Genomic DNA, 12,594 nt, shown 5'->3' with positions numbered 1-12,594 from the left:
CCATGAACAAGACGATGCTGAAACAAATTCAGGCGCACGCTGCGGCGGAGTTTCCGAAGGAAAGCTGCGGCGTGGTGATCCGTGAGGCCGGGCGGCTGAAGTACGTTCCCTGCCGCAACGACGCCAAGACCCCCAGCGAGCACTTCATCATCAACCCCGAGGATAAGTGTGACGCTGAGGACCGTGGCGAGGTGACGATGATCATTCACTCTCATCCCGACGTGCCGCCCATGCCGAGCATGACCGATCGTGTCAGCTGCGAATTGCATGAAAAACCGTGGGGTATTGTGAGCTGGCCGTCTGGTGAGTACTTCGAGTTCAAGCCGGAGGGCTATCAGGCCCCGCTGGTTGGCCGCGAGTTCGGCCATGGTCTGCTGGACTGCTATGCCCTGTGCCGCGACTACTACGAGCGCGAGCTTGGGATTGAATTGCCGAACTACCCACGCCGGGATGGCTGGTGGAACGATGGTGAGAGCCTCTACGAGAAGTACTACGAGGAGGCCGGTTTCTATCCGGTTTCGATGCCGCGCAAGGGCGACATGATCGTCATGCAGATCAACGCCGCCGCACCGAACCATGCAGGAATCTATCTGGGTGACGGTTTGCTGACCAGCGCCCCGGAGCTACACCCGGCCCCGGGCACCTTCCTGCATCATCGCTACAGCAAGAAATCCACCCGCGACGTTTACGGCGGCATGTGGGCTGATTACACCGTGCTGATTCTTCGGCACCAACGAATGCCGGAGGTTGACTGATGGCAATGAAAACAACGGTTAACCCGCAGCCTTTGGTGGTGCTGGTGATGCTTTATGGTGTGCTTGGCGCCCGGTTCGGTCGCGTTCACCACCTGGCCGTAGCGTCATGCGCCGAGGCGATTCATGCGTTGTGCGTGAAGATCCCCGGCTTCAGACGGTTCTTGCGCTTTTCGGAAGAGCGCGGCCTGACCTACGCAGTGTTCCGCGGGAAGAAGAACCTGAGCGATACCGAGATTGGAATGCGCCAGGACACCGTTGAGCCGATCCGTATTGCGCCAATTGTGATTGGCAGTAAGGGAGGCGGCTTGTTCGCCACCATTGCCGGTCTCGCCCTGGTGGTGGTCGGCGCGATCACCCAGCAGTACTACCTGGTGGCAGCTGGTGCCGGCTTGATGATCGGCGGTATCGCCATGAGTATGTCTCCCTCACCGGTGGGCGTGCTGGACAAAGAGGGCGATGGCAACAGGCCGTCCTATGCGTTCGGCGGCGCCGTCACCACCACGGCCCAGGGCCGCTGCAAACCACTTCTGTATGGCGAACGCGATATCGGCGGCGCCCTCATCTCGGCTGGCGTCTTTTCGGAAGATCAGCAGTAAGGAAAACCCATGTCCAAAATCGCAACAGCGCCTGCTGCAAAGCATCGGCGCCGGCCTACTGCTGCCCGCGTTTTGGGCGCCAAAGGGGGCGAGCAGAAGCCATACACGCCCTACAAGGCACCCGATACTGCGCTTTCTGTTGCCACTGTAAAATTGCTCTATGCCTTGAGTGAGGGCCCAATCGTCGGCCTGGTCGATGATAAGAAGTCGGTAAAACTCAACGGCACGCCGCTGGTCTCGCCTGACGGTAGCGAGAACTTTCCCGGTACCGTTTGGGATTTCCGCCCGGGCACTGTGGACCAAGAACACATTCCAGGCTTTCCGGCCATTGAGAACGAGGCGTCCCAGGGGCTGCCGGTTGAGTTGAAGTCGGATAATGCCTGGACGCGTGCGATCACTGATCAGCAGTTGTCGGCTGTGCGCATCCGTTTGTCCTGGCCGCAAACTTGGCAGGTCAAGACGAATGGCGACCAGATCGGCTACCGCATCGACTACGCCATTGATCTTTCCGCAGATGGCGGAAGCTATCAAACGGTTTTGTCGGCGACCCTGGACGACAAAGGGACAACCGAATACGAGCGCACCCATCGAATCGACCTACCCGAAGGATTTACCAGCGCATTGGTGCGCGTGCGTCGGCTCACCCCCAACCGCAACGACTCCAATTTCGCAGACCTGATGCGTATCAAAGGGTTGACGGAGGTCATCGACAAGAAACTGCGCTACCCGAACCTGGCGCTGGGTGGCCTGCAGTTCGATGCGAAACAGTTCCAAGACACGCCGAAGGCCAGCTTCCTGATGCGCGGCCGCATTGTGCAGGTGCCGACCAACTACAACCCGGAGACTCGAGCCTACACAGGTGACTGGAACGGCACTTTTAAGCTTGCCTACACCAACAACCCTGTCTGGGTATGGCGCGACCTGCTGTTGCATCGTCGCTATGGCCTGGGCCGCCGCATCACCGCCGATATGGTTGACCATTGGACGCTGTACGAGATCGGTCGCTATTGCGACGTGATGGTTCCAGACGGGAAGGGCGGTATGCAGCCGCGCATGACCACCAACGTCTACATTCAGGATTCAGTTGAGGGCTACGCACTCCTTTCGGACTTGGCCAGTGTGTTCCGTGGGAGCAGTTGCTGGAACGGCTCCCAGGTCACCATGGTGGCGGACATTCCAGGCAACGAGGATGGCTACGTCTTCACGCGCTCGAACATCATCGGTGAATTTGAGTACGTCTCCGCAGCGCTTCCTGATCGCCATACACGGGCGAAGGTGGCCTGGGACAATCCTGAAAACGAGTTCAAGACACAGCCGGCCCCAGTTACCAACGAAGAGTTGATCGGCGAGCTTGGGCACCGGATGCTGGATATCTCACGGTTCGGCTGCACCGTGGAAGGGGAGGCAATCCGCCACGGCATTTGGGCGCTTAAGTCCGAGCAGTATGAGGAGTGGTCGGTAAGCTTCACCGCCGGCATGGAGGGCCGCAACGTCGAGCCCGGCCAGATTATCTGCGTGGCTGATGAGTTGTTCTCGGGGCGCGCAAATGGTGGGCGTATCAGCGCCGCGACCAGGCGTGTGATCACGCTCGATATCGATGCCGAGGTGCACGAAGAGGATCGGCTAATCCTCAACCTACCCAGCGGCAAGACCGAAGGGCGCATCGTGAAGTCCGTCTCTGGCCGCTTGGTCACCGTCATGGCCGACTATTCGGAGCTCCCAGAGGCTGAATGCAGTTGGTCCGTGGAGAGCGCTGACCTGGCCGTGATGCGCTTTCGTGTGCAGACCATCGAACCGCAAGGACTGCACCAGTTCAAAATAGCTGCCACTCAGCATGAACCCCTGAAGTACCAGGCGATCGACACTGGCGCACGCATTGACCCACAGCCAACGAGCATCATTCCACCAGGGGTGATGTCTCCGCCGGATAACGTCAGCATCGAGTCGCGCAGCATCGTATCGCAAGGCATTGCTGTTACCAGTATGCGTATCACCTGGGACTCGGTACCGGGGGCCATTGCGTACAACGTGGAATGGCGCAAGGACAGCGGCAACTGGATCCGCTTGCCGCGCACGGGCAGCTTGGGTGCAGAAGTTGAGGGTATCTACAGCGGTCGCTACGTTGCTCGGGTAAGCTCGGTCAACGCAATGGACGTGGCCTCTATTTGGGGTGCCAGCCCTGAAGTGATGCTGACAGGAAAGACAGGCCTACCGCCGGCGGTGTCGTTCCTGACCACTACCAGCCTGGTCTATGGCATCGGCATTCAATGGGGCTTTCCACCAGGTGCAGAGGACACTGAGCGCACGGAACTTTGGTACAGCCAAACGGCTGACCTGACGACCGCGATAAAGCTGAGCGACTTCAGTTACCCGCAAGCCAAGCACGAAATGCACAGCCTGTTGGCTGGCGCGAGTCTGTTCTTCTGGGCTCGCCTGGTGGATCGGACCGGCAACGTCGGCCCGTTCTTTCCTGTACCTGGTGCGGTCACTGGTCAGGCCAGTTCGGATCAAACCGAGTATGAAAAATACTTTGCGGGCAAGATCGGAAAGGGCGCCCTGTACCAAAGCCTTCGAGAAGAGATCGAGCTGATTACAGGTGATGGTCCAGGATCTGTGAATGAACGCCTGGAGGAGGCCAAGCAGGAACTTGAAGACCTGATCAAGAAAGTGAGCGATGCCCTTGCTTACGACCCGGCAAAGCCGTATTTCAAGGGCGACATCGTGCGTCTGGATCAACGCCTCTACCAAGCGAAAGGCCCTGTGCCTGTCGGCGCAACGCCGCCCGACGCCACGTACTGGACCGATATTGGCACCATCATTGAGACCACTGACGCGCTGGTGTCGCAGGTCCAGATCATCGAAACCAAGATCGAGGAAATCGACGGCAAGGTGTTGGCCACCGCTACCTCCGTCGAGGCGTTGCGTTCTGCTGCTCGGGGTGATGATGGCGCTGGCGATCTTGCCGACGCAGTCAAGGGTTGGACATCCACGGCGGATCTTGCCGTTGAGCGTAAAACCCGAGCCAGCGAAAATGATGCAATGGCCCAGCAATTGCTGACCTTGGGCGCACAGGTTGGTGACAACAAGTCGTCGCTGACGGTGCTTGAGCAGGTGGTTGCCACCAACCGCGAAACTTCCGCAACGCAGATCACCCAACTCAAGAGTGATCTGTCTGCGGTTGATCAAAAGGCGATCGGCAATGCCCAAGCGATTAATGGCCTCGACACGAAGGTCACCAACTTGGACGGGCGGGTCACGGCCCAGGCATCCAGCAATGAATCACTGCGTGCTTCGGTGCGCGGTGACGACGGCGCCGGCGAACTGGCGGGGGCGTTGAAAGCGTATGAGTCCACCGCAAGTATCGCCCAGCAGATGCGTGTTGAAGCATCTCGCGAATTGGCAACTGCTGAGCGGCTGACTACCTTGCAGGCCGGGATTGATAGCGCGAAGGGGCTCATCCAGCAGGAGGAACTGGTAAGAGCCACAGCGATAGAAGTTCAGTCCAAACGAACTGATACGGTTCAGGCCAGTTTGGGCCAGACCAATGCATCGGTTCAGCAGGTGAGTCAGGTCGTAGCGGGCCTTGACGGCAAGGTATCGGCACAGACAACCATCAAGGCCCAGACCAATGTGGACGGAAGGAAAGTAATGGCGGGGCTCGCTCTGGGCAGCGATGGGGAGACGTCCGAAATTCTGGCGTTTGCTCAGCGATTCGCCATTATCGACGAGGTCAGTGGCGCCGCAACTTTCCCGTTTGTGGTTTCTGGCGGGCAGGTGTTCATTAGTTCGGCAGTAATTAAGACGGGCATGATCACCAATGCCATGATCGGTAATTACATTCAGTCAAATAACTACGTGGCAGGGGTCAGCGGGTGGAGGCTTTCATTCGACGGTACGTTTGAAATGAACGGGAATATTGCTGGCCTTGGCACCATGAGGCTAACCAATACATTCCTTAAATTCATTTACGCCAACGGTGTGGTTGGTATTGATCTGAGTCTCTAATATGGTCGGATTAGTAATAAGGGATCGCGATACGGGTCTGGTTAAAGTCGATATGACTATGAGTATTAGCCAGACCCAAGGATCAGTGGTTACCAACTCTGCAAATGGTTCAATAGCGATCCCGGCACCGCCCCCTGGAAAGGTCCAGTTTCCAATCGTCGTTCCTCTTCAGGACAGGCAGCTCGAAAAGGGAAAGGTCCCGTCGGTAACCATATCCAACGGGGTTCTCTCTTGGATCTACTCGTACAACACCAATGGCTGGGGTAATTTTTCAGCCAATTGCATTATTTACTACGGTTATTATTAATGGCTAATCTCGTAGTTAAAAAACAAGATGGCAGTCTTCTGTTTGATACGGCCAAAATTACCTATGGTCTTGTGAAAAGCGGTAACCTGAGCGTCATCGAGACTTGGTGGCGCCGGAGTTTTAAAGGAGGGAACGTAGATCCTAATTGGGGTGGAAATTGGACAGGCGCAGGTGTAAGTCCTAGTGTTGCCTTATCAGATGTTATTTATGGCTTCACTGTGGTTGGAGCCATCTCCCCAATCGTGTTTCTCACTGGCAGCGGCTGCTTGCAGGGGACAAAGATTTCCGGCGATTCAATGACTTTTCTTTACACCAACGCAAGCGTAAATACTAAGTTCTATTGCTTTGATTTGATGAAGGACGCTATTGCGGGGTCTCCGTACTTGAAAACCCGGCAAACGGACGGTGCAATGACGTTTAACTCTCTGCAACTGGCCTTGAATGTAGTTGCATCCATTCAAGCGCCTCCGCCGAGGGGAACGCAGGAGTCGCAATATCCAATCCCATCGGGTAGCAGGCCATACGCGAATGCCGTCTTGAATGTTGAGCAGCGCGAAACACCTCCCAGTTACCAGTCAAATATATTTACCGCCAAGGTAACGATTAATATCAAGCCGGGCGTTGAGTACGCCGCGTACCTTCCCTGGAGTAGGGGGTGTCAGATCTGGTTGTACGGTCTCAATGAGTCGAAGCCTACCTATCGTTATGGGGGGAGCGAGGGGTGTGGCGGTGTCGTAGGAGGCATTCAGTTTATGTTCGGGCCTGCTGGGGGGACACCTCAAGATCACCCGACGGTTGTGAGTGGAACTGCAATGCCACCGAATTTTTCGCAAATTGCAACGGATAGGCTACCGACCGCTTTGGTGATCGAGACGGCCAACCTGCCATTTCCCTTCAACTGATTTATTAGCTCAAAGAGCCCGCCGAGTGCGGGTAATTTTTTGCCTGGAGAAAAATATGGCTTCTTGGTTTTCAGAAGGAACCGTCACCGTAAATAACGGCAACACCGTTGTGACTGGTGTCGGTACGAAGTTTTCAAACTGCCGCTCTGGCGACATGTTTGTCGGTCCGGATAACGGCGTCTATCAGGTTATCAATCCGTCGAGCGATACCTCCGTGTCGATCTCGCCGGCTTATCGCGGAGCCAATGCCTCCGGTGCGTCCTACGGCATTGTCCCTGTCAACGGCTACCCAAAGGCCCTGGCCGACGCGGTCAACCTGATGGTTCAGCAGTGGGGAGCCACGCTCGCAGGACTTGGTCCCGTCTCCAGTATGGCGGTTGTCCCGTTTGCAAATGGTGGTACAGGTACTACCACCAAGGCAGCAGCGAAAGCAGCGTTGGACCTGGGCACTGCATCAACTAAAAGCTGGGGACTGCAAGACGGCGAGCTTATCCCTGCGGGTACTTACAGTGGGTTCTATTCGAACAATGCCCCGACGGTCTATCAACCTGATAGGCCTGGCGAACCAGGGCAAGGTGGTGCTTTTTCCAGACTTGGCGCGCCGGGCTCTTCTTCGGGCTTGTCGTACAGCACAGTTATCCGCATTCCCTATGCTCAGGGCTTCGAGGCGCAGTTGCTCATCCCCGTTGCTCAAGGCACCGGTAATTTACATTTTCGAACTACGGAATCTAACAATGGCGGCGCCTTCGGCCCCACATACAAACTTTATCACACAGGCAACACCACCCGCGGTTCCGGCGGTGCGCTTTCTGCGGCATCGCCAATCCTGAGAATCGCTAACGTGTCCGCCAGCGAGCGCCGCGACCTCCAAGAGGAATCGTTTCTCCCCGCCGGCGAATGGGGTGTAGCCAACGATGAAGCACGCGGCGTTATTGTTGAGCGTCTCGGCGTTGGCGAGTACCGGGTGACGGGAAGCCTCGGCCTGGCACTGGAGGGCTGGCGGACCCACGACCCAAGCTCCCCAGACGGCGGACGGATGCTTGGTATCACCGACAGTCATCAGGAAGATGAAGGGACTGTCATCATTCGCCTATTCAAACAGCGCTGGACGCTCACTGATGACGGAGAGATGGTGCCGGGCTGGGGCGCACCTATGGATGTCCCGCTGAATAGTTGGATCGATGTGCGGCTTGAAATGCCCAAGGTCGATACGCCGCCTCTACTTAGATCGACCGAAGAATAGCAGCCCGCCAATTGAGCGGGCTTTTTTACGCCTGGAGAAAAGCATGTCGAGCACCGAAACTCGCGGGGTACGCAACAACAACCCCGGCAACATCGATTACAACCCGGCCAACCAGTGGCAGGGCCAGTTGAAGCCAGACGCTGCGTTAGAGAAGCGCTTCGCCAGGTTCGATACGCCCGAGAATGGTATTCGCGCCCTGGGCAAGTTGCTGCTGACTTATCAGCGCAAACATGGCCTGAAGACTGTGAAGGCGATCATCAGCCGGTGGGCTCCGTCCGCAGAGAACGATACTGCGGCGTACGTGCGCGCGGTTGAAGCGAATACCGGTACTCGGCCTGGTGCGGAAATTGACCTGGCCCAAACAAAGGTCATGACGGGCTTCGTCAAGGCGATCATCCACCATGAGAACGCTGGGTACGTTTACCCCGACGAAGTGCTGGCGGAAGGCGTGCGGCGGGCACTGACATGACGCCAGTGCAGAAGATTGCCGGCCTGGCGGTGCTGGTTCTGTTGTTGATGGCCAGCGCCGGCGGCGTGACTTGGCAGGTTCAGGACTGGCGACTGGGCAAGCAACTGTCCGAACAGCTCTCGGCCCAAAGCGCCGCGCACCAGGGTCAGCTCGACGCCATAACCAACGAAGCCTGGCGGCAGCAGAAGGCCGAGCAGGATAAGCGCTTGGCCATCGAGCAGCAGATCGCAGTGCAGGACCAACAACACACTCAGGAATTATCCGATGCTCAACGCAACCAGGCTTCTCTTCGCGATCGCCTTGCCACTGCTGATGTCCGGCTGTCAGTCCTTCTCGACGGCACGGACACAGCCAGTCGCTGCGACGTGCCTGCCGCCCCCGGCGCCGCCGGCGTGGTTCATGCAGCCCGTCGAGCCCAACTTAACCCAGCGCATTCTCAAAGAATTATCCGCATCACCGATGACGGGGATAACGCCATAATCGCGCTGCGCGCTTGTCAAGCCTACGTCAGGGCTGTGGCTCCTTGAGGGCCCTGAGTTCTGCCAGCAGTCGTTGATTCTCGCGCATGAAGTGATCGCGCTGCCCGGCCACAAGCCTAATACTGAGCACTCCAGGCTCTGTGAGCGAGCCCTTAAGGTCGGCGAGCTCTGAGCTTGCCAGGCTTAACTGCTGCTCGGCCTGAGCCTTGCCTTTCATTAGAAGGTCATTCATCTGGACCAGTCCGGCGATATTCGCTCGTGCTCTGCGCAACATGCGCTCTGTCTCGACCAGTTCATCTACGAGGATTGAGCATTGGTGCTTGTACATCTCAAGGGGAGTGGGGCAGCCGAGCCAATCATCGGTGTCCATGTCAACGCTCATAGTGTGAATCTCAGATGCTGTATGTGCGTACAGTAATCGAGGTGTTTCATATTTGGGAGTGGTGTTCGTCGGCAGGACGCCGGTGGAGGGATTTCGCGTTGGAGTTTCTTCCCCAAAACGCAACCGTTTGGACCAATGTTTATTGGGTTTAGAAGAGTCGCAAAAGTTGGTGATTTTTGTGGGTGTTTTTAGGGTCAAGGCCTTGATAATAAAGGCCTTGAGCGTTTCTTATGTGGCATCCCAGGCTTTGATGCCGAAAAGGTGCAAGATTTTGCTTGAAGCACTCAAGGAATTGCCCCCCTTTGGACGTATGAAAATGAAAGATCGCCGATTATGCCACGACCAGCGGGTTTCGGCGCCGCTCGTCAACAGCGTGCGACTTTTGTGCAAAGTGCCAGTGCGCAGCATAGGCGAGTAACATAGCCAGGTAACATAGCCGGGTAATATGGCACTTCAACGGCCAGTTGTTGCCTGATGTGTCGTTGCGAGTCGATTGTCCGGGAAACCCGCGTTATGCAAACCGCCTACACCGTTCTTATCCTGCTGATGCTGGTCAGCTTTTCGCGCCTGATCGGGCGCATCATCCCACTGCCCTTGCCCCTGGTGCAGATCGCCGCCGGCGCCTTGCTGGCCTGGCCCACGTTGGGGCTGCATGTGGCGCTGGACCCTGAGCTGTTCCTGTTTCTGTTCCTGCCGCCACTGTTGTTTTCCGATGGTTGGCGCATGCCCAAGCGTGAGTTGTGGCACCTGCGTGGCCCGATCCTGACATTGGCGGTGGGGCTGGTGCTGTTCACCGTGGTGGGCGCCGGTTACTTCATTCATTGGTTGCTGCCCTCGATCCCCTTGCCGGTGGCCTTTGCCCTGGCAGCGGTGCTCTCGCCGACGGACGCCGTGGCGGTGTCGGCCATTTCCCAGAACCGTTTGCCCAAGCCGCTGATGCACATGCTCCAGGGCGAGGCCTTGATGAATGACGCGTCGGGCCTCGTGACTTTCAAGTTCGCCCTGGCCGCGGCGTTGACCGGGGTCTTTTCCCTGGCGGATGCCAGCCTGACGTTTGTGTTGGTGGCGGTGGGCGGGCTGGCGATCGGCGTGGCGTTGAGCTGGTTGGTCGGCCGCCTGCGCGCCTGGATGATCGCGCGCGGGTGGGATGACCCGGCGACCCATGTGGTGTTCATGTTGTTACTGCCCTTTGCTGCGTACGTACTGGCTGAACGCCTGGGCGCCTCCGGCATCCTCTCGGCGGTGGCAGCGGGGATGATGCAAAGCTGGCTCGACCTGCTGCCGCGCCAGACCAGCACGCGCCTGCTCAACCGCAGCGTGTGGTCGTTGCTGGAGTTTGCCTTTAACGGCCTGATCTTCCTGCTGCTCGGTCTGCAACTGCCAGACATCATCAAGGCCGTGGTCAGCCATGAAACCACGCTGTGGCCCACCTTGATGTATCGCTGCCTGGATGTGGTGGCGATCTTCCTGGTGCTGGTGGTATTGCGCTTCATCTGGGTGCAAAGCATCTGGCGGCTGTCGGGGTTGCTGCGCAGGCTACGTGGCAAAAACGCGCTGACCCTGGTGCCGACGGCCCGTTCCTGCTGGTTGTTGACCGTCGGCGGTGTACGCGGTGCGGTGACCCTGGCGGGCGTCATGTCGGTGCCCTTGCTGTTGGCGCCTGGCCAGGATTTCCCTGAGCGTGACCTGCTGATCTTTATCGCTGCCGGTGTGATCCTGTTATCACTGGTCGCTGCCTGTATCGCGCTGCCGCTGCTGTTACGCGGCGTCGAGAATAGCCCGGATGAAAAACGCCACAAAGAAGTGCGCGAAGCCTGGAAAAAGACCGCCGTGGCCGCGATTCATGCACTGGAGGCCGACGAGCCAGCCGAGGCCGACACGCCGGACGCCGCCCAGGCGGCATTGGCTACCGAACTGAAGGCACGGCTGATGTCGGAATATCGCCATCAATTGGAAGTCTTCAACGATTCGGCTGAAGCTCAGGCGCTGGCGCAGCAAATGGACCTGCTTGAGCGCAAGCTGCGGCTCAAGGCTCTGCGCGCGCAACGGTTGGAATTGTACAGCTTGAGCCGTCACCACCAGATTGGTGATGACGTATTGAGGGAGGTGCTGGCGGAATTGGATATGAGCGAGGCGAATTTGGGTCACATGAAGTGACCCGTAAGCCCTTAACGGCGACGCTGGATAAAGTCGCGAATCCGCTCAGCCGCTTCCACGCATTCGGCCAACGGCGCAACCAATGCCAGGCGCACACGCCCCGCACCTGGGTTAAAGCCGTCCACTTCCCGCGACAGGTAAGAGCCCGGCACCACCGTCACATGTTCTTCCACGAACAAATCGCGGCAGAAGGCGGCGTCATCGCCTTGTACATTCGGCCACAGGTAAAAGCCGCCGTCCGGGCTTTGCACGTCCAGCACCGGCTTGAGGATCGCCAGCACTGCGTCGAACTTCTCGCGGTACAGGTCACGGTTGGCCAGTACATGGGCCTCGTCCTGCCAGGCGGCGATGCTGGCCAACTGGGTTTGCACCGGCATCGCGCAGCCATGGTAGGTGCGGTACAGCAAAAAGGCCTTGAGGATCTCGGCGTCGCCGGCCACGAAGCCTGAACGCAGGCCTGGCAGGTTGGAGCGCTTGGATAGGCTGTGGAATACCACACAACGCTTGAAGTCCTGACGGCCCAGTTCGACGCAGGCGCTGAGCAGGCCCGGGGGTGGGGTTTGTTCGTCGAAGTACAGTTCGCTGTAGCATTCGTCGGCGGCGATGACGAAATCGTATTTATCGGCCAGGGCGATGAGTTTTTTCAGTGTGGCGACTGGAATCAGCGCACCGGTCGGGTTCCCGGGGGAGCACAGGAACAGGATCTGGCAGCGTTTCCAGATATCGGGGGAGACAGCATCGAAGTCTGGATTGAAGCCGTTGCTATCCAGGCACGGCAGGTAATGCGGCTTGGCCCCGGCCAGGAACGCGGCGCCTTCGTAGATCTGGTAGAACGGGTTGGGGCTCACAACCAGCGCATCGTCGCCACGGTTGACCACGGTCTGGGTGAAGGCAAACAGCGCCTCGCGCGTACCGTTGACCGGCAGGATGTTGCGCGCTGGGTCCAGCCAGCCCTTGGGCACGTTGAAGCGGCGTTCGCACCAGGCGCCGATGGCTTCACGCAGTGCCGGGATACCCAATGTGGTGGGGTACACCGCCATTTGATCGAGGTTATTGCTCAAGGCCTCGGCAACGAAGGCCGGTGACGTGTGCTTGGGCTCGCCGATGGACAGTGCGATCGGGCGTTTGTCCGGGTTCGGCGTCACGCTGCCGAGCAGGGCGCGCAGCTTCTCGAAGGGGTAGGGCTGCAACTGGTTAAGGGCGTTGTTCATATAAGCCTCTATCACGGTGAGCGCGGATCTGTGGGAGCTGGCCTGCCTGCGATCTGCGGTCGATCGGACGGGCCGAAGTGTCTGCATC

11 protein-coding genes are annotated in these 12,594 nt (G+C 58.2%); 9 read left to right on the top strand and 2 right to left on the bottom strand.

Annotated features, from left to right (window positions below):
- Positions 1 to 2: 2 nt before the first annotated feature.
- From OC445_RS18535 to OC445_RS18505, 7 genes are all read left to right on the top strand, one after another.
- Positions 3 to 755, top strand: coding sequence for a C40 family peptidase (locus tag OC445_RS18535; protein WP_262020248.1), 753 nt, complete (start codon positions 3 to 5; stop codon positions 753 to 755).
- Positions 755 to 1,351 (top strand): tail assembly protein, encoded by a 597-nt coding sequence (locus tag OC445_RS18530; protein WP_262020247.1) that lies wholly within the window; start codon positions 755 to 757, stop codon positions 1,349 to 1,351. Before OC445_RS18535 ends, OC445_RS18530 begins: the two co-directional genes overlap by 1 nt.
- Before the next feature lie 9 nt (positions 1,352 to 1,360).
- Positions 1,361 to 5,356, top strand: a complete 3,996-nt coding sequence (locus OC445_RS18525) for a DUF1983 domain-containing protein (RefSeq protein WP_262020246.1) — start codon at positions 1,361 to 1,363, stop codon at positions 5,354 to 5,356.
- A gap of 306 nt (positions 5,357 to 5,662) precedes the next feature.
- Positions 5,663 to 6,565, top strand: a complete 903-nt coding sequence (locus tag OC445_RS18520; RefSeq protein WP_262020245.1) for a hypothetical protein — start codon at positions 5,663 to 5,665, stop codon at positions 6,563 to 6,565.
- A 55-nt stretch (positions 6,566 to 6,620) separates the two neighbouring features.
- The gene (locus OC445_RS18515) at positions 6,621 to 7,808 is read left to right on the top strand and encodes a hypothetical protein (RefSeq protein WP_262020244.1); all 1,188 of its coding nucleotides are present in this window, start codon (positions 6,621 to 6,623) and stop codon (positions 7,806 to 7,808) included.
- 43 nt (positions 7,809 to 7,851) lie between these two features.
- The gene (locus OC445_RS18510) at positions 7,852 to 8,277 is read left to right on the top strand and encodes a structural protein (protein WP_160049430.1); all 426 of its coding nucleotides are present in this window, start codon (positions 7,852 to 7,854) and stop codon (positions 8,275 to 8,277) included.
- On the top strand, positions 8,274 to 8,804 hold the full coding sequence (locus OC445_RS18505) for a lysis system i-spanin subunit Rz (RefSeq protein WP_160049432.1): 531 nt from the start codon (positions 8,274 to 8,276) through the stop codon (positions 8,802 to 8,804). The genes OC445_RS18510 and OC445_RS18505 overlap by 4 nt, the downstream gene beginning before the upstream one ends.
- Here OC445_RS18505 and OC445_RS18500 read toward each other — a convergent pair.
- Complete coding sequence (locus OC445_RS18500) at positions 8,785 to 9,138, bottom strand: hypothetical protein (protein ID WP_057975601.1); 354 nt, start codon at positions 9,136 to 9,138, stop codon at positions 8,785 to 8,787. The genes OC445_RS18505 and OC445_RS18500 overlap by 20 nt on opposite strands.
- Positions 9,139 to 9,190: 52 nt before the next feature.
- On the opposite strand from OC445_RS18500, the gene OC445_RS18495 reads away from it, so the two are divergent.
- Both OC445_RS18495 and OC445_RS18490 read left to right on the top strand, forming a co-directional pair.
- The gene (locus OC445_RS18495) at positions 9,191 to 9,556 is read left to right on the top strand and encodes a hypothetical protein (protein WP_198791120.1); all 366 of its coding nucleotides are present in this window, start codon (positions 9,191 to 9,193) and stop codon (positions 9,554 to 9,556) included.
- A 95-nt stretch (positions 9,557 to 9,651) separates the two neighbouring features.
- A complete protein-coding gene (locus OC445_RS18490; RefSeq protein WP_057975603.1) occupies positions 9,652 to 11,295 on the top strand; it encodes a Na+/H+ antiporter in 1,644 nt (547 codons plus the stop codon).
- Between the two features lie 11 nt (positions 11,296 to 11,306).
- Here OC445_RS18490 and dapC read toward each other — a convergent pair whose 3' ends face one another.
- A complete protein-coding gene (dapC, locus tag OC445_RS18485) occupies positions 11,307 to 12,506 on the bottom strand; it encodes a succinyldiaminopimelate transaminase (protein WP_096144487.1) in 1,200 nt (399 codons plus the stop codon).
- Positions 12,507 to 12,594 lie beyond the last annotated feature (88 nt).

This window comes from Pseudomonas sp. Pse35, from assembly GCF_024519715.1.
Classification (GTDB): domain Bacteria; phylum Pseudomonadota; class Gammaproteobacteria; order Pseudomonadales; family Pseudomonadaceae; genus Aquipseudomonas; species Aquipseudomonas paracarnis.
The sequence above is the reverse complement of the archived record's forward strand: the minus strand, read 5'-3'. Positions and strand labels throughout refer to the sequence as shown.

Excerpts from the sequence above, each read along its gene's own strand:
- OC445_RS18535 (WP_262020248.1), top strand. The coding sequence starts at position 3 with ATGAACAAGACGATGCTGAAACAAATTCAGGCGCACGCTGCGGCGGAG.
- OC445_RS18530 (WP_262020247.1), top strand. The coding sequence starts at position 755 with ATGGCAATGAAAACAACGGTTAACCCGCAGCCTTTGGTGGTGCTGGTG.
- OC445_RS18525 (WP_262020246.1), top strand. The coding sequence starts at position 1,361 with ATGTCCAAAATCGCAACAGCGCCTGCTGCAAAGCATCGGCGCCGGCCT.
- OC445_RS18520 (WP_262020245.1), top strand. The coding sequence starts at position 5,663 with ATGGCTAATCTCGTAGTTAAAAAACAAGATGGCAGTCTTCTGTTTGAT.
- OC445_RS18515 (WP_262020244.1), top strand. The coding sequence starts at position 6,621 with ATGGCTTCTTGGTTTTCAGAAGGAACCGTCACCGTAAATAACGGCAAC.
- OC445_RS18510 (WP_160049430.1), top strand. The coding sequence starts at position 7,852 with ATGTCGAGCACCGAAACTCGCGGGGTACGCAACAACAACCCCGGCAAC.
- OC445_RS18505 (WP_160049432.1), top strand. The coding sequence starts at position 8,274 with ATGACGCCAGTGCAGAAGATTGCCGGCCTGGCGGTGCTGGTTCTGTTG.
- OC445_RS18500 (WP_057975601.1), bottom strand. The coding sequence starts at position 9,138 with ATGAGCGTTGACATGGACACCGATGATTGGCTCGGCTGCCCCACTCCC.
- OC445_RS18490 (WP_057975603.1), top strand. The coding sequence starts at position 9,652 with ATGCAAACCGCCTACACCGTTCTTATCCTGCTGATGCTGGTCAGCTTT.
- dapC (WP_096144487.1), bottom strand. The coding sequence starts at position 12,506 with ATGAACAACGCCCTTAACCAGTTGCAGCCCTACCCCTTCGAGAAGCTG.